The sequence below is a fragment of the Paenibacillus antri genome (genome assembly GCF_005765165.1).
GTDB classification, from domain to species: Bacteria; Bacillota; Bacilli; order Paenibacillales; family YIM-B00363; genus Paenibacillus_AE; species Paenibacillus_AE antri.
Genome location: NZ_VCIW01000044.1, coordinates 1 through 16,275 on the forward strand (window position 1 = coordinate 1; position 16,275 = coordinate 16,275).

13 protein-coding genes, 12 tRNA genes and 2 rRNA genes are annotated in these 16,275 nt (G+C 59.1%); 25 read left to right on the forward strand and 2 right to left on the reverse strand.

The window, feature by feature from the left end:
• The 21 genes from FE782_RS31685 to glmM form a co-directional block, all read left to right on the forward strand.
• Positions 1 to 143, forward strand: a 23S ribosomal RNA gene (locus FE782_RS31685); the annotation flags it as partial.
• A gap of 66 nt (positions 144 to 209) precedes the next feature.
• Positions 210 to 326, forward strand: a 5S ribosomal RNA gene (gene rrf, locus FE782_RS31690).
• 7 nt (positions 327 to 333) lie between these two features.
• Positions 334 to 409 (forward strand) — tRNA-Asn (locus tag FE782_RS31695).
• Between the two features lie 4 nt (positions 410 to 413).
• A tRNA-Thr gene (locus tag FE782_RS31700) sits at positions 414 to 489 on the forward strand.
• Between the two features lie 6 nt (positions 490 to 495).
• A tRNA-Glu gene (locus FE782_RS31705) sits at positions 496 to 570 on the forward strand.
• Positions 571 to 608: 38 nt separating this feature from the next.
• Positions 609 to 684: transfer RNA gene (locus FE782_RS31710), tRNA-Val, on the forward strand.
• A 30-nt stretch (positions 685 to 714) separates the two neighbouring features.
• Positions 715 to 790 (forward strand) — tRNA-Thr (locus FE782_RS31715).
• A gap of 14 nt (positions 791 to 804) precedes the next feature.
• A tRNA-Gln gene (locus FE782_RS31720) sits at positions 805 to 876 on the forward strand.
• 10 nt (positions 877 to 886) lie between these two features.
• Positions 887 to 959: transfer RNA gene (locus tag FE782_RS31725), tRNA-Lys, on the forward strand.
• 26 nt (positions 960 to 985) lie between these two features.
• Positions 986 to 1,068 (forward strand) — tRNA-Leu (locus FE782_RS31730).
• 70 nt (positions 1,069 to 1,138) lie between these two features.
• Positions 1,139 to 1,213: transfer RNA gene (locus tag FE782_RS31735), tRNA-Gly, on the forward strand.
• 9 nt (positions 1,214 to 1,222) lie between these two features.
• Positions 1,223 to 1,299: transfer RNA gene (locus FE782_RS31740), tRNA-Arg, on the forward strand.
• Between the two features lie 29 nt (positions 1,300 to 1,328).
• A tRNA-Pro gene (locus FE782_RS31745) sits at positions 1,329 to 1,402 on the forward strand.
• Positions 1,403 to 1,406: 4 nt separating this feature from the next.
• Positions 1,407 to 1,480: transfer RNA gene (locus tag FE782_RS31750), tRNA-Gly, on the forward strand.
• Between the two features lie 754 nt (positions 1,481 to 2,234).
• Entirely contained in the window at positions 2,235 to 3,233 is a 999-nt protein-coding gene (gene glsA, locus FE782_RS31755; RefSeq protein ID WP_138198359.1) for a glutaminase A, read from the forward strand.
• A 109-nt stretch (positions 3,234 to 3,342) separates the two neighbouring features.
• Positions 3,343 to 6,135, forward strand: a complete 2,793-nt coding sequence (gene ppc / locus FE782_RS31760) for a phosphoenolpyruvate carboxylase (RefSeq protein ID WP_138198361.1) — start codon at positions 3,343 to 3,345, stop codon at positions 6,133 to 6,135.
• A 23-nt stretch (positions 6,136 to 6,158) separates the two neighbouring features.
• Positions 6,159 to 6,734 (forward strand): RNA polymerase sigma factor SigW, encoded by a 576-nt coding sequence (sigW, locus tag FE782_RS31765; RefSeq protein ID WP_138198376.1) that lies wholly within the window; start codon positions 6,159 to 6,161, stop codon positions 6,732 to 6,734.
• 84 nt (positions 6,735 to 6,818) lie between these two features.
• A complete protein-coding gene (locus FE782_RS31770) occupies positions 6,819 to 7,436 on the forward strand; it encodes a zf-HC2 domain-containing protein (RefSeq protein ID WP_138198363.1) in 618 nt (205 codons plus the stop codon).
• A 149-nt stretch (positions 7,437 to 7,585) separates the two neighbouring features.
• A complete protein-coding gene (gene cdaA, locus FE782_RS31775; RefSeq protein ID WP_138198377.1) occupies positions 7,586 to 8,419 on the forward strand; it encodes a diadenylate cyclase CdaA in 834 nt (277 codons plus the stop codon).
• Positions 8,412 to 9,836, forward strand: a complete 1,425-nt coding sequence (locus tag FE782_RS31780) for a CdaR family protein (protein WP_138198364.1) — start codon at positions 8,412 to 8,414, stop codon at positions 9,834 to 9,836. Before cdaA ends, FE782_RS31780 begins: the two co-directional genes overlap by 8 nt.
• 132 nt (positions 9,837 to 9,968) lie before the next feature.
• Positions 9,969 to 11,327, forward strand: coding sequence for a phosphoglucosamine mutase (gene glmM, locus FE782_RS31785; protein ID WP_138198366.1), 1,359 nt, complete (start codon positions 9,969 to 9,971; stop codon positions 11,325 to 11,327).
• 61 nt (positions 11,328 to 11,388) lie between these two features.
• Here the strand turns inward: glmM and FE782_RS31790 are convergent, their stop codons facing one another.
• Complete coding sequence (locus FE782_RS31790; RefSeq protein ID WP_138198368.1) at positions 11,389 to 12,246, reverse strand: AraC family transcriptional regulator; 858 nt, start codon at positions 12,244 to 12,246, stop codon at positions 11,389 to 11,391.
• Positions 12,247 to 12,375: 129 nt separating this feature from the next.
• Here FE782_RS31790 and FE782_RS31795 point away from each other — a divergent pair, with 129 nt between their 5' ends.
• The 4 genes from FE782_RS31795 (at position 12,376) to glmS (ending at position 15,724) form a co-directional block, all read left to right on the forward strand.
• Complete coding sequence (locus FE782_RS31795) at positions 12,376 to 13,242, forward strand: phytanoyl-CoA dioxygenase family protein (RefSeq protein ID WP_138198370.1); 867 nt, start codon at positions 12,376 to 12,378, stop codon at positions 13,240 to 13,242.
• Positions 13,208 to 13,399, forward strand: a complete 192-nt coding sequence (locus FE782_RS31800; protein ID WP_138198372.1) for a hypothetical protein — start codon at positions 13,208 to 13,210, stop codon at positions 13,397 to 13,399. The genes FE782_RS31795 and FE782_RS31800 overlap by 35 nt, the downstream gene beginning before the upstream one ends.
• Positions 13,400 to 13,414: 15 nt before the next feature.
• Positions 13,415 to 13,591: a hypothetical protein gene (locus FE782_RS32495; protein WP_158299632.1), complete on the forward strand. Its 177-nt coding sequence runs from the start codon at positions 13,415 to 13,417 to the stop codon at positions 13,589 to 13,591.
• 309 nt (positions 13,592 to 13,900) lie between these two features.
• Entirely contained in the window at positions 13,901 to 15,724 is a 1,824-nt protein-coding gene (gene glmS, locus FE782_RS31805; RefSeq protein WP_138198374.1) for a glutamine--fructose-6-phosphate transaminase (isomerizing), read from the forward strand.
• A gap of 148 nt (positions 15,725 to 15,872) precedes the next feature.
• Here glmS and FE782_RS33445 read toward each other — a convergent pair whose 3' ends face one another.
• Positions 15,873 to 16,193, reverse strand: a complete 321-nt coding sequence (locus tag FE782_RS33445; protein ID WP_439116480.1) for an ApeA N-terminal domain 1-containing protein — start codon at positions 16,191 to 16,193, stop codon at positions 15,873 to 15,875.
• Positions 16,194 to 16,275: the final 82 nt, after the last annotated feature.

A 16,275-nucleotide genomic window follows, 5' to 3' on the forward strand; every position in this document is an offset into this window, starting at 1 on the left:
AAAGCATCTAAGCGTGAAGCCCCCCTCAAGATGAGATTTCCCTGCTTGAAGACCCCATGTAGACGACGTGGTTGATAGGTTCGGGGTGGAAGCGCGGCAACGCGTGGAGCTGACGAATACTAATCGGTCGAGGACTTATCCAACATTTTCGGATGAACATCTCAAGTTTCGCATCCAGTTTTCAGGGAGCAACCCCTGAACTATATAGGTTTGGTGATAATGGCGGAAGGGAACCACGCGTACCCATCCCGAACACGAACGTTAAGCCTTCCAGCGCCGATGGTACTTGGACCGCAGGGTCCCGGGAGAGTAGGACGTCGCCAAGCCTAACGTTCCCCGATAGCTCAGTTGGTAGAGCACTCGACTGTTAATCGAGTTGTCACAGGTTCGAGTCCTGTTCGGGGAGCCAACTTGCTCCCATAGCTCAGTAGGTAGAGTGCATCCATGGTAAGGATGAGGTCACCGGTTCGAATCCGGTTGGGAGCTCCATTGCATGGCCCGTTGGTCAAGGGGTTAAGACACCTCCCTTTCACGGAGGTAACAGGGGTTCGAATCCCCTACGGGTCACCATCTTTGTATAAGACAAGCAAGGATTGAGCATAATATTAGGGCGCTTAGCTCAGCCGGGAGAGCATCTGCCTTACAAGCAGAGGGTCGGCGGTTCGATCCCGTCAGCGCCCACCATTAACACCTTGCTGCGTATGAACGAAGCATGCCGCTGTAGCTCAATTGGTAGAGCAACTGACTTGTAATCAGTAGGTTGGGGGTTCAAGTCCTCTCGGCGGCACCACGATTTCTCGATAATGGGGATTAGCCAAGCGGTAAGGCAACGGACTTTGACTCCGTCATTCCCAGGTTCGATCCCTGGATCCCCAGCTTTCAGCATGAGCCATTAGCTCAGTCGGTAGAGCACCTGACTTTTAATCAGGGTGTCGAAGGTTCGAGTCCTTCATGGCTCACTTTTTCTTTCTTATTCACTGCCCGCGCGCGTATGGCGGAATTGGCAGACGCACCAGACTTAGGATCTGGCGGGAGACCGTGGGGGTTCAAGTCCCTCTACGCGCACCATCGAGCGGCAATACGGAAGTTTTTCTTGACATTGATCTCGATGATTTGGTATAATTGATCTTGTTTTCACGCGGACGTGGCTCAGTGGTAGAGCATCGCCTTGCCAAGGCGAGGGTCGTGGGTTCGAATCCCATCGTCCGCTCCATTTATTCTTGTGCCCTTAGCTCAGCCGGATAGAGCGTTTGACTACGAATCAAAAGGTCGGGAGTTCGAATCTCTCAGGGCACGCCATTTTTTCCAAATCGCAAGCAACATCGTTACGGGACGTAGCTCAGCTTGGTAGAGCACCTGGTTTGGGACCAGGGGGTCGCATGTTCGAATCGTGTCGTCCCGATGTCGCGGGTGTAGTTCAATGGTAGAACTTCAGCCTTCCAAGCTGATAGCGTGGGTTCGATTCCCATCACCCGCTCCATGAGAAGAGCCGCCGCATAGGCGGCTTTTTTGCGTTTTCAGCGAATCGCATCGCAGTACACTCTATGGAAATACATCCTGCATATCCCCCAACCGCTCCATTCTGCATCGTTGTCCTTCCTCTCCCGTATCCATTTTCCTTTCGGCACTCCCGCAGCTCCTCCTTATACCATTGCGGTATGGGGACGAATGCTCCGGACTGTGTAAGCTCTTCATTGATTGTGCTACCGTCTTTATCGAGCGGCCCGGCTATTCCGGGTGCAAAGATTTCACAGTCAGTTCATACCCCGTTGACATAGTGAAAATAGTCCGCCGTTATACTTAACAGCAGACAGAGAAAATTAGGTTTCCAAAGGAGATAGGAGAGAAATTATGTTACTGTATGAACTTACGCGTCTTGTAGAAGAGGGCCGGAGCGCGAAGGAAATTCCAGAGAAGGAACTGCAGTCGCGAAAGCCGTCGCCATCTGAAATGGAGTTGCTGATTTCGTCGCTCAGAGCAGATATTATGAAACGGGAATTTGTAAAGGCCTAAGTACGTTCACCCACGTTGTTCAGCCTTTCAAGCTGATAACGTGGATACGACTCCCATCACCCGCTCCATGAGAAGAGCCGCCGCATAGGCGGCTTTTTTGCGTTTTCCAACGAGAACGAGGAAGACCAAGGGGCAAGTCTCCCTTGGTCTTTGTTGTCGTCGGCGCGTTCCGCGGGTACACTAGGAGAAGCGAGTTTTTTTCGAGGGGCAGGGGAGCACGCATGAAGGAAAACGCGAATCCGGCCGGGATCATCGGAAAGGACGCCTTGGCCGAACTCATCCGGCGGTATCGGCCGTACACGAAGCAAGGCAAGGTGGCCGATTATATCCCGGAGTTAGCTTATACGAATCCGCACGCGCTCGGAATCGCCGTCGCAGGCGCGGACGGATCGCTCGTCCACGAGGGAGACGCGACGACGCGCTTCACGCTGCAGAGCATCTCCAAGATTATTACGCTCATGGTGGCGTTGAACGACTACGGGCCGGAGCGCGTCTTCTCCAAGGTCGGGATGGAGCCGAGCGTCGACCCGTTCAATTCGATCGTAAAGCTGGAGACGCTCGATCAGAAGAAGCCGCTCAACCCGATGATCAACGCCGGGGCGATCGTCATCGCGTCGCTGCTCTCCGCGGGCGGCAACCCGGACGAGGGGCTCCAGCGCATCTGCGACACGATCTCGCGCATTATCGGGCGCAACGACATTCGCGTCGACCAGAAGGTGTATCAGTCCGAGCGGAAGACGGGCGACCGGAACCGCGCGTTGGCGTATTTCATGAAGAGCACCGGGGTCATCGACGCGGATGTCGACGTCGAGGAGACGCTCGATCTGTACTTCAAGGCGTGCTCCCTCGAGGTCGACTGCGTCGATCTGGCGAAGATCGGGCTGTTTTTTGCGATGTGGGGCAAGTGCGTACAGAAGCAGGACGACGGCACCTGCCTGACGGAAGGCATCGTCTCGCCGCGCATCGCGCAGATCGTGACGACGATCATGATTACGTCGGGCATGTACAATCATTCCGGCGAGTTCTTCCTGAAAGTCGGCCTGCCGGCGAAGAGCGGCGTCAGCGGCGGCATCGTCGCCTTCGCGCCGAACCGGTACGGCTTCGGCATCTTCGGTCCGGCGATCGACGCGGCGGGCAACAGCGTAGCCGGCGTACGCATGCTGGAAGATTTGTCACGCACGTTCGGCTTGCATTTGGTGTCGCCTTACGTCGAGTTTTGAAGGAAGAGGGAACGAATTTTCAGAAAATCCGAGATTTATTATAGGAATTTTAGTACAATAAAGAGATGACAGCATGGCATGAGCCATAAATGACGGGGTGAGAGAGACCATGACGGAATCGACAGCTGCCCAATCGGCGCAGCATTCGAATCAACAGCTCCTTCGCAGGGACGTTCGCTTTCTGGGCAACATCCTCGGCGAGGTGCTGGTGCATCAAGGCGGCAACGAGTTATTAGGAATCGTAGAGAAGATCCGCGAGATGAGCAAGACGCTCCGGGCGACGTACATCCCGGAAATCTACGAAGAGTTCAAATCGATCATCGCGACGCTGGAGCCGGGCGTACGCCGAAGCGTCATTCGGGCGTTCGCGGTATACTTCCAGCTGGTGAACATCGCCGAGCAGAACCACCGGATTCGCCGCAAGCGCGATTACGAGCGCTCCTCCGGCGAGGCCGTGCAGCCGGGCTCGATCGAGAGCATCGTCTCCGAGCTGAAGTCGCGCGGCGTGCCGGGAGACGAGATCCGGGACATCCTGCAAGGGATTTCGCTCGAGCTCGTCATGACGGCGCATCCGACGGAAGCGATGCGCCGCGCGATCCTCGACATTCATAAGCGGATCGCCGACGAGATGATGCAGCTCGACAACCCGACGCTGACGCATCGCGAGCGCGAGCGCCTTCGGGAGAAGCTGCTCAGCGAGGTGCTGACGCTGTGGCAGACGAACGAGCTGCGCGACCGCAAGCCGACGGTCATCGACGAAGTGCGCAACGGGATGTATTACTTCGACGAAACGCTGTTCGACGCGATTCCGGACGTTTACGAAGAGCTCGAGCGGTGCCTAGCCAAGTACTATCCGGGCGTGAAGTGGCATGTGCCGGCGTTCCTTCGTTTCGGCTCTTGGATCGGCGGCGACCGCGACGGCAATCCGTCGGTTCGCGCCAACGTGACGTGGGAGACGCTCCTCCTTCATCGCCAGCAGGCGCTGGAGAAATACGAGGAGTCGCTGAAGCAAGGACTGAAGCTTCTCAGCTTCAGCTCCACGCTCGTCAACGTAACGGACGAGCTGCTCGCGTCGATCGAGAAGGATCGCGGAGAGGTCGAGCTGAAGGCGGAGAACGTATGGCGCAACGACGCCGAGCCGTACCGCGTGAAGCTCACGTACATGATCGAGCGGATCCAGAATACGCGCAACGGTTCTCCGAAGACGCAAAGCCGATACATGTCGCCGGAAGCGTTCATCGAGGATTTGAAAATCCTGGATCGCAGCTTGCGGAACCATTACGCCGACTTCTCGGCGAATACGTTCGTCGCGAAGCTGATTCGTCAGGTGGAGCTGTTCGGCTTCCACTTGGCGTCGCTGGACATTCGCCAGCACAGCAAGGAGCATGAAGCGGCGATGCAAGAAATTCTTGCGAAAATGGGTATCGTCGACGACTACGCGTCGCTGTCGGAAGACGAGAAGGTGAAGCTGCTCCATCGCCTGCTCGACGATCCGCGTCCGTTGACGTCGTCGTACTTCGACTATTCCGAATCGACGCAGGAATGCCTCGACGTCGTGCGGACGGTCCGCAAGGCGCAGGACGAGTTCGGGCCGCGAGCGATCCGCAGCTACCTGATCTCGATGTCGGAGGCCGCCAGCGACATTCTCGAGGTGCTGGTGCTCGGGAAGGAAGCGGGCTTGTTCCGCAAAAACTCGGACGGCACGGTCCATGCATCGTTCCAGGCGGTGCCTCTGTTCGAGACGATCGAGGACTTGCACGCGGCCCCGGACATTATGCGTTCGCTGTTCCGCGTGCCGACGTACCGTCAGAGCATCGACGCGCTCGACAGCATCCAGGAGATCATGCTCGGCTACTCCGACAGCAACAAGGACGGCGGCATGCTGACCGCCAACTGGGAGCTGCGGGTCGCGCTGCACGCGATCACGGAAGCCGGCAACGAATTCGGCGTGAAGCTGAAGTTCTTCCACGGCCGCGGCGGGGCGCTCGGCCGCGGCGGGATGCCGCTCAACCGCAGCATCCTGGCGCAGCCGCCGCACACGCTCGGCGCCGGCATGAAGATTACGGAGCAAGGCGAGGTGCTCTCGTCGCGTTATTCGCTGCAGGGCATCGCGTACCGGAGCCTCGAGCAGGCGGCGTCCGCGCTGCTGACGGCGGCGGTGACGGCGCGCAACCCGCAGAGCGTGCTCGAAGAGCATACGTACGAGACGTACATGAAGTCGATGTCCGAGGCGGCGCAGCGCAAGTACCAGGATCTCGTCTTCCGAGATCCGGACTTCCTGCTTTTCTTCCGCGAGTCGACGCCGCTGCCGGAGATCGGCGAGCTGAACATCGGCTCCCGGCCGTCCAAGCGGAAGAACAGCGACCGCTTCGAAGATCTGCGCGCCATCCCGTGGGTGTTCGCGTGGACGCAGAGCCGGTACTTGTTCCCGGCGTGGTACGGCGCGGGCTCGGGGCTCAAGTCGTTCCTCGACGGCGGTCCGGAGCGCCTGAAGGTGCTCCAGGACATGTACGCCAAGTGGTCGTACTTCCAAGGACTCATCGACAATCTGCAGATGGCGCTCGCGAAGGCGGACTTGCTCATCTCGAAGGAGTACGCCGGCATGATTAAGGACGATACCGTCCGCCAGCGGATCTTCACGGAAATCGAGAACGAGTACCAGCTGACGTCCGAGCTTATTTTGCAAATTACCGGACAAGAAGAAATTCTCGACAACGTGCCGATCATTCAAGAATCGATTCGTCTTCGGAACCCATATGTCGACCCCCTCAGCTACTTCCAAGTGCGCTTGCTCAAGGAGCTGCGCGAGACGCGGGAGCGGAACGGGGACGACGCCGAGCTGCTTCGGGAAGTGTTGCTCACGATTAACGGCATCGCAGCGGGGCTCCGGAATACGGGCTAAGGAGACGCACCTGACGCATGGATATGCAATCGATCGAAACGCGGCTCGCCCGGCTCGCCAAAACCGGCGACCGGGGCGCGTTCGCGGACTTGGTTGACCTATATAAAGACAAAATATATCACTTGGCGTACCGGATGCTCGGCAACCGTCAAGAGGCGGAGGACGTCGTGCAAGAGACGTTCCTTCGCGTCTTCCGGAGCTTGGAGCGGTACGACGAGAGCATGAAATTTTCCACGTGGATTTACCGCATCGGGACCAATCTGTCCATCGATCGGCTGCGCAAGCGGAAGGCGACGTATTCGCTCGACGCCGAAGTCGCGCCGGACGGGGAAGGGACGGATTGGCACGGCATGCTGGCGAGCGAGGAGCCGACCCCCGAAGGGCAGGTTCTGCTGTCCGAGACGCAGCGTCGCATCCGCGACGCGATCGAGACGCTGCCGAAGAAGTACAAGTCCGTCGTGGTGCTGAAGTATTTGCACGACATGTCGCTGCAGGAAATCGGCGACGTGCTCGACATGCCGGTGACGACCGTGAAGACGCGGGTGCATCGCGGGCGTGAATTTTTGCGTAAAAAGTTGGAGCACGAAGATATACGATGAGCGTAAAAATGAAACATCGAGCGGACACGTACGTATGGTATAAGCAGAACCGTATTTTTTCGGAAGGGGAAAGGAGGAGCGAGCATGGATTGTAGAGAAGCCCTCCCCTTGATTCACGAATATTTGGACGGCGACCTGGAGCGCGATCGAGCGGAGGCGCTGCGGCTCCATATGCGGGGCTGCGCGAGCTGCACGACGACGTTCGCCGAGTTCGAACGGACGGAAGCGCTCGTTCGCGCGTTGGATGAGCCCGCGACGCCGCCGCATCTCTCGGCGTCGATCATGGCGGCGCTGCCGCCGATGCGGGCGAACCGCAGCTGGGCGCGCTGGATGCGCAAGCATCCCGCAGCGACCGCCGCTGCGGCGTTCCTGCTCATCATGGTCAGCAGCTTCTTCTCGTTGTGGAACCAGGGATCGCAGCTCGCGGTACGGGGCGACGATCTCGAAGGCATCGTGATCGAGGACGGCAAGGTAATCGTGCCGCAAGGCGCGAGGATGGAAGGCGATCTGGTCGTGGAGAACGGAACGGTGCAAGTCGACGGCGATCTCGAAGGAGACTTGATCGTGATCGACGGGAACGTCGCGTTGGCGTCCACGGCGCATATCTCCGGTCGGGTGCAGGAAGTGGATCGGGCGCTCGATTACATCTGGTTCAAGCTGGGCGAATGGTTCGGCGGCATGCTGCCGGCCCCCCAGCCATAAGGGTTTACGCGAAGTCCCTCCGAGTCGGAGGGATTTTTTGTTTTGTTAGGAGGAGGCCCCTATTTATGATATGATAATTCCAAACGGCTTGACCGATCCCGGGGATTCGGGACAAGCCTAAGAGGCGTCGGGGGGACGGACCGGTGGACATGTTTCAGGACTGGACATGGTCGACTACGCTGAAGGAAATCGTAGATATTACCATCGTCAGCTATATCATATACAAGCTCATCCTGCTCGTTCGCGGCACCCGCGCGGTGCAGCTGCTGAAGGGGATCGTCGTGTTGATCGCGGTGTGGGCGATCAGTTACATTTTCGAACTATTGACATTGCAGTGGCTTATGAACCAGCTGTTCACGTGGGGCGTCGTCGCGGTGTTCGTCATCTTCCAGCCGGAGCTCCGGCGGGCGCTCGAGCAGCTCGGCCGGGGACGCATTCTGACGATCGGCACGTCGGACGAGGATGCCGCGGTCAACGACCGCATCGGGCAAGTGATCGCCGCGTTGCATCTGCTGTCGGGACGGCGCATCGGCGCGCTGCTCGTGTTCGAACGGGAGACGGGCTTGTCGGAATTCATCGAGTCGGGCATTAAGCTCGAATCGCAGATCAGTACGGAATTGATCGTTAATATTTTCATCCCGAACACGCCGCTTCACGATGGAGCGGTTATTATTCGCGGCGGCCAAATTATGGCGGCGGGCTGCTACTTGCCGCTGTCGGAAAATCCGTTCATCAGCAAGGAGCTCGGCACGCGCCATCGGGCCGCCATCGGCATGAGCGAGGCGTCGGACGCCATCGTCGTCATCGTCTCCGAGGAGACGGGTCAAATTTCGCTCGCGATTCACGGGCAGATGGTGCGCGACGTGAAGGAAGAATCGCTCATCTCGAAGCTTCATGAAGAGCTGAACCCGAAGATGAAGCGGAAGCCCAAGAGGGAGCGTCCGTTCTTCACCAAGAAGAAGGGGGAGCCGCCTCATGGATAACTGGCTGCGCAACAACAACATTATCCGCATCGTGGCCGTGGTCGTGGGCCTGTTGCTCTGGGTGATCGTGCGGCTCGACGTGCAGAACGCGTCCGGGCCGACGCAGCCGACCACGGTATCGCAAACCTATACGAGTCAATCGATTAAGGTCGTCGGGCTCGATGAAGAGCGCTATACGCTGCTGTCGTACGAGCCGACGAAGGTGTCGCTGACGGTCATCGGCACGGCGGCGGCGTTGCGGCGAGTGGAGATCGAGGATTACCGAATCGTGCTGGATTTGACGGACGTGCAATCGGGCGAGCATCTCGTGTCGTTAACGCACGAGGGGTTCCCGAGCAACGTGCAGGTCGTACTCGATCCGCCGAACGTATCGGTGTCGCTGGATGAGAAGGAACGCAAGGAAGTGCCGGTCACGATCAATATGATCGGTTCGCCGGCCGACGGCTTCACCGCGGGCGAACCGGTGGCGCAGCCGAACCGCGTGAACGTGACCGTGTCGAGCAGCCTCGCGGATCAGGTGGCGAGCGTCGTCGGCTTAATCGACATCGACGGAGCGAGGGAATCGGTGCGGCAGCAGGTGAAGCTCGTCGCGCTCGATCAAGACGGCGCGGAGCTGGACGTGGCGGTCACGCCGAACGTCGTCGACGTCGAGGTGCCGATCACGAGCCCGTTCAAGACGGTGCCGCTGCAGATCTTGTTGGAAGGCGAGACGCCGCCGGGCTTCGCGGTGGGCGCCTTCGAGCAGAGCGCCGGGGAAGTGACGGTGTTCGCGCCGCAGGCGTTCTTGAACTCGCTGGAGTTCTACGACGGCTTGCGGATCAATCTGGCGGCGCTGACGGCGACGCGTACGTTCGAATTCGACGTGCCGCTGAAGGACGGCGTCGAGCGAATCGATCCGGGCAAGGTGACCGCCAAGGTGACCATCGTGCCGGCGGTGAACGCGACGCTGCCGGCGGTGCCGCTGACGCTGAACGGCAAGCGGGCGGAATACGAATACCGCGTGACCGCGCCGGAAGCGGGAACGGTCGATGTGCTTGTCGAGGCGGCGCCCGACATCATTAAGAATTTGGCCGCGGACGAAGTGAACGCGATCGTGGACGTCAGCAATCTGCCGCCGGGCGTTCATGAGCTTCCGGTGGAATATACGCTGCCGTCGTTCGTGGAAGCGGCAGACGGCAACGTCGGCACGGTGACGGTAGAGGTGGCGGCCGCCAGCGAGGAGACGTCCGGCGAGCCGGCCGAGCCTGCGGACGACGCGGAAGCGCCGGAGGACGGCTCCGGAGCCGCCGGCACTCCCGGCGGCGGAACCGGGAGCGGCGGCGGTACGGGCGGCTCCGGCGGCTCGACCGGCGGTTCGGGGACCGATAGCGGAGGAGAGGCCGCGTCGGACGGGCAGGACGACGGACCGCCCGCGTAGGGAGAAGCGGGACGCCTCCGATTGTCACCTTCTTGCAAGCGAATGCGTTTACTGTCACATAGGCGGTTTTCATGGGAAGTCGTTGGGAGAAAAAGGATCAGGAACAGACGAGAAGGAGACGACGGAGAACATATGGGGAAATATTTCGGGACGGACGGCGTTCGCGGCGTTGCGAACAAGGAATTGACGCCGGAGCTGGCGTTCCGCATCGGACGATGCGGCGGGTATGAATTGACGAGAGAAGCGACGGACGGCAAGCGGCCGACGGTCGTCATCGGCCGCGACACGCGGGTGTCGGGACCGATGCTGGAGGCGGCGCTCGTCGCGGGCTTGTTATCGATCGGCGCGGACGTCGTTCGGATCGGCGTCGTGTCGACGCCGGCGGTCGCGTATTTGACGCGGAAGCTCGGCGCGGACGCGGGGGTCATGATTTCGGCGTCGCATAATCCGGTGCAAGATAACGGGATCAAGTTTTTCGGCGGAGACGGCTTCAAGCTGAGCGATGAGACGGAGCTCGAAATCGAGCGCTTGATGGACGCGGAGATCGACGAGCTGCCGCGTCCGGTCGGCGGCGAGATGGGCACCGTGCGCGACGATGCCGAAGCGAAGTGGCTGTACGCGGATTACTTGCGTTCGATCACCCCGGTGCGATTCGACGGCAAGAAGATCGTGCTCGACTGCGCGCACGGGTCGGCGTTCGAGCTCGCGCCGCGCATCTTCGCGGAGCTGGGCGCGGAAGTGATCGCGATCGGCGCGGAGCCGAACGGCTTGAACATTAACGCCGGCGTCGGCTCGACGCATACGGAGACGATTCGCGCGGAGACGCTGAAGCACGGCGCGTTCCTCGGGCTGTCGTTCGACGGCGACGCGGATCGCTTGATCGCCGTCGACGAGAACGGCGAGGAGGTCGACGGCGACTACATCCTGTGCATCTGCGGCGATGCGATGCGCAAGGCGGGGCGCCTCGCGAACGACACGATCGTCACGACGGTCATGGCGAACTTAGGCTTCTTCAAGGCGGCGCGGGAGCTTGCGCTGAACACGGCGCAGACGGCGGTCGGCGACCGGTACGTGATGGAAGAGATGCGCCGCGGCGGCTTCAACCTCGGCGGCGAGCAGTCGGGACACGTGATCTTCCTCGACTACAATACGACGGGCGACGGGATCCTGACGGCGTTGCAGCTGGCGGCTACGGTCGTCGCGTCGGGGCAGCCGCTCAGTAGCTTGAAGACGATGATGCAGAAGTTTCCGCAGGTGCTGGTGAACGTGCGCGTCGCCGACAAGAGCGGCCTGAAGGACAATGCGCGCATCGCGGCGTCGATTCGCGAGGCGGAGGCGGCGCTCGGCGAGAACGGGCGCGTGCTCGTGCGCCCGTCCGGCACGGAATCGCTCGTGCGCGTCATGGCGGAGGGGCCGGAGGCGGCCGTCATCGAAGCGCATGTCGCGCGGATCGCGGACGTCGTTCGCGAGGAGCTCGGGGCGGCGCAGTAACGAACATGAATAACGGCTTTCGCGCAATGACGCGAAAGCCGTTTTTTTTCATCCCGCACGTCTACGATCGACGGTGGTGGTACGCCGTAGGGGACATCCCGTGGGTTGCCGTAAACAGCCTCGTGAAGTGATGGATGGAGGAATACCCCAAATCCTCGGCGATGTCCGAAATCGAACGGTGGCTTTCGCATAGAGCGGCTTCCGCCTGCGCCATCATCGTCTTCGTCCAATACGCCTTGGGCGACAGGCCGGTAGATTGTTTAAATAGCTCGTGAAACCGAGTTTTCCGCAGGCCGGATTCGCCGGCCCATATCTCGTAATCGGAATACGCGTACGTCTCCTTATGAATGCGCTCCAGCATCGCTTGAATCCGGGAGTCCGTTCGGAATCGAGACGGAGCCGACTGCAGCAAGTCCAAGAGGAAAGCCTTCAACAAACTGTTCGCGACCGGCTTCGCGTACGTCCCGTCTTTGCGGAAATGCGTCACGGCCGCGGAAAATAACTGCGACAGTTCCGCATACCGTTGCAGCGGTATGATGACGGGAAGGCGCTCCAGTTCCCGGCAGGAATGTACGGGCGTCGCCAACGCCTCGTTGAAATCCGAAGCTTTCCAAACCAGATGCTGATCGGTGGAGAGCGGGGCGTGCGCCCAAAGCTCGAAATAGATGTTGTACGCGGAGAGCAGGTGATCCGCGTCGGTCGAAATCGCATGCTTCTCCCGCGGAGGGATATACAGGAGATCTCCCTTCCGAACGGGATGCGTTCGGTCCCGATACGTAACGGTCCCTCTCCCTCCGGAAATGAGATGGAACGCGTAGCAATACCCGATGCGCGCGGATTCGTCGGCGTTCCGTTCCCAACGGAACCGATAATGATGCGCGACGCGGATGTGGGGGGAGACGGAGGCGATGTCCATCATGGGATCCACTCCAATACGATTGATCGGAAAAAATGACAAACGCCGAACTCGCCGCCAAATACGAAGCTTTGCGGAATTGGTATGATTTTATCATGAGATCCATCCACAAAGAAGGGCGATGATCGGAAGATGCAAAATATCGGCGGAAGCTTATCGAAGGAACAAGTAGAATTCTACAACACCGAGGGCTACCTCGTCATCGAACAGCTGTTGACCGAGGAGGAGATGGGACCGGTACGGGAGGCGATGACGCGGAAGGTATCCATGATCGCCGACGAACTGCTGCGGGACGGCTTGATCGAGGACGCGCTGGAGCATCGTCCGTTCCGGTATCGATTGGCGGAGCTGTTCCGGGGGTTGAGCGCCGAACAGTTTTTGAAATACGGAAGGAGTTGGCGGGACCGGCTGCCGGGCTATTATGATTTGATGAGCAACCCGAAAATCTTGGATGCGGTGGAGTCGCTGATCGGGGGAGAAATTTTCGCGAATCCGGTGTACAACGTCAGGCCGAAAATTCCGAGAGTCGCGGCCGGCGCCGTTCCATGGCATCAAGATAAATCGTATTGGCCGGATGCGAACGCGAACCCGGTCATCACCGTGTGGATCCCGCTGGTGGACGCCAACGAAACGAACGGTTGTCTCCATATCAAGCCTAGGACGCACCGGAAGAGACTGCTGAAGTGGCATCGCGAAAGCTTGACGGGTACGGGATACACGGCTCTGAAGGAAACCCAGTTGGGGAATCGTCAGACGGTAGCCTTGCCCGTATCCGCCGGGAGCGCGATTTTGTTCAACGATCGCTGCCTGCATATGTCGACGGCCAACCATTCGAACGAGGTGCGATGGAGCGTCGATCTTCGGTACCAGCCCACGGATCAGGATCCAATGCCGCAGCACGGCGCAGGATTTCTAGCGAGAAGCCGGAAGCATCCCGAGCGAGTCGCGACCTTGGAGGATTGGCTTGCCGAACGAACGGAGCGGCTCGAGAACCGCTGAAGCCGCGGGGAAAGGAACGGCCAAGGCTGAAACCGTCATGAGCGGCGCGGATGAAGGATGGAACTTCTTCCCCCGCCGTTCGGCGGTTTTTCCTTTTCACAAAATCCATGAAAATCCATTGAAAATTGCTGTTGCCATGGGCGGCCTTTATGCATAAGATAGGAATATGACTTTGACGGAGAAAGTGAGGGTCGCTATTTTCGGGCATCATAAGCGCCAGAGCTTGCATCGGGATCGGGCGGAGCGGGACGAGACGTTCGGGGACAACCGGACGACGACGTCGCGCTCGCGGATGGAACGGCTAACGGAAAGCCGTCCAAACGAGAAGCCGATCGCCGCGACAAGCTGACGAGGTGGAGGCGTTCGAGGATTTAACGTTCGGCGGGGACCTCCCGGCAGCGCCGCTAGGCCGAAATTGGGCATGCAAAACGAGAAGGCGACTTCTCCGACAAACATCCCATAGGGCGGCATGGAATTTTGTTCTCTTTTTTGTAGGCGGACGGAGTCCGTTTCTTTAAAGCTGTGCGGTTTGGGGTTGGAGGCATTTTCGAAAAAAGGGTATTGGGATTTACTGGTAAGGTTTCGGGAAAACCCGAGGCCCTGTTTTCGTACGCTCCTTCCCTTCAATTTATTGACAAATTCGGAGGGATCTTTCTATATGTGTGGAATCGTTGGATATATCGGTCATCGGGATTCGCAGAACATCTTGGTCGAGGGCTTGAAGAAGTTGGAGTATCGCGGGTACGATTCCGCGGGCATCGCGGTGTACAGCGACGAGGGGCTCGTCGTGCGCAAGGCGAAGGGCCGACTCGCGGTGTTGGAAGGCCAGCTGTGCGAGGAACCGATCGCGGGCTCGGCCGGCATCGGGCATACGCGCTGGGCGACGCACGGCAAGCCGTCGGACGTCAACTCGCATCCGCATACGGACGAGAAGCAGAAGATCTCCGTCGTGCATAACGGCATTATCGAGAACTACCTTCCCTTGAAGGAAGAGCTTACCGCGAAAGGCTACACGTTCGTGTCCGAGACGGATACGGAAGTTATCGCGCACTTGCTCGCAGACTTGTACGAGGGCGACATCGTGGCGGCGGTGCGGGCGGCCGTGAAGCGGATGCGCGGGGCGTTCGGCCTCGGCGTGCTGGCGGAGTCGGAACCGGATAAGCTCGTGGCGGTGCGGATGCACTCTCCGTTGATTATCGGTCTCGGGGAAAATGAAAACTTCATCGCCTCCGACATTCCTGCGATTCTCGAGCACACGCGCGACGTGTATATTCTCAACGACGGCGAGATGGCGATCCTGACGAAGGACGGCGTCACGCTGACGGACCTCGAAGGCGGCTCGATCTCGCGCGACGCGTACCGCGTCGAGTGGGATCTCGAGACGGCGGAGAAGGGCGGCTACGAGCATTTCATGCTGAAGGAAATTTTCGAGCAGCCGCGCGCGTACCGCGACACGATGAGCCCGCGCATCGACGGGAACCGCGTCGTTCTGCCGGACGTCGGCTTGACGGCGGACATCATCCGCGGCATTCGCCGCATTCATATCGTCGCTTGCGGCACGGCTTCGCACGCGGGGCTCGTCGGCAAGAGCGTCATCGAGCAGCTGACGCGCATTCCGGTCGAGACGGACGTCGCGTCGGAGTACCGCTACCGCGATCCGATCATTACGTCGGATACGCTCGTCATCGTCGTCTCGCAGTCCGGGGAGACGGCGGATACGCTCGCGGCGCTGCGCGAGGCGAAGCGTCAAGGCGCGCGGGTGCTCGCGGTGACGAACGTCGTCGGCTCCTCCGTCGCGCGCGAAGCGGATCATGTCATCCTGACGATGGCCGGACCGGAAATCGCGGTCGCATCCACGAAGGCGTACACGACGATGCTGATCGCGTTCTACTTGCTCGGCTTGTATATGGCGCAGACGCTCGAGACGGTGACGCCCGCTTATGTGGCCGATACGCTCGCGGCGATGCAGAAGCTGCCGGAGCAGGTCGAAGCGCTGCTGGGGAAAGCCGATCTGATGAAGAAGGTCGCGGAGCAGTTCAAGACGACCGAGAACTTGTTCTTCATCGGCCGCGGGTTGGATTACGCCGCCGTCGTGGAGGGCTCGTTGAAGCTGAAGGAGATTTCCTATATCCACTCCGAGGCGTATGCGGCGGGCGAGCTGAAGCACGGCACGCTGGCTCTCATCACGGAGGGCACGCCGGTCATCGCGTTGGCGACGCAGGAAGCGCTGTTCGAGAAGACGCTGAGCAATATCGTCGAGGTGAAGGCGCGCGGCGCGGTCGTCCTCGGCATCGCGAACGAAGGCCATACGGAGCTGTCCAAGACGGCGAACGAGACGTTGTACATTCCTCGGACGCTGCCGCTCTTGACGCCGGCGCTCGCCGCGGTGCCGCTGCAGCTGCTCGCGTACTACACGTCGCTGGCGCGAGGCAATGACGTCGACAAGCCGCGGAACCTCGCGAAGAGCGTGACGGTGGAGTAGGGAAAATAAAATAGGCTTTGCGGATTGTTCGAAGAAAATAAAGTATTAGACTGAAAAATAAAGTATTAGACTAGGAAAATAAAGTTGTAGACTGAGAAAATAAAGTATTAGACTGACTTGATCTGATCATACTGCAACTAAGGTACTCTCAATCGTCTCTAGATTCGACATCAGGAATAACACCGTGACTCCATATGAATTGCTTGAATTTTTCAATTACATTTATGTACCAGTCTAAAGATCGGGGTACATCAGGTTCAAACAAAAGATAGTAGGTATATCTAATTCCAGCAGTTTCATACTCTTGACTAACATCATTTAAGCTATATCCTGACTTTATAGTTAGATTATGCTGCTCAATTCGTATATTTAAGTCACGCACGGAGTGTTCTTTAAGGGTCAACTTCTCAAAGAGATCGACACTAATAGGTGCGTTATCCATCCAGTATTTTAAACTGAATATTTCGATGAAATAGAGCCACCATTCCGGTTATAAGTGAGCCAGGCCTCCGGAAAAAATGAGCCACCCCTCCGGTGGGGGGGAGCCACCC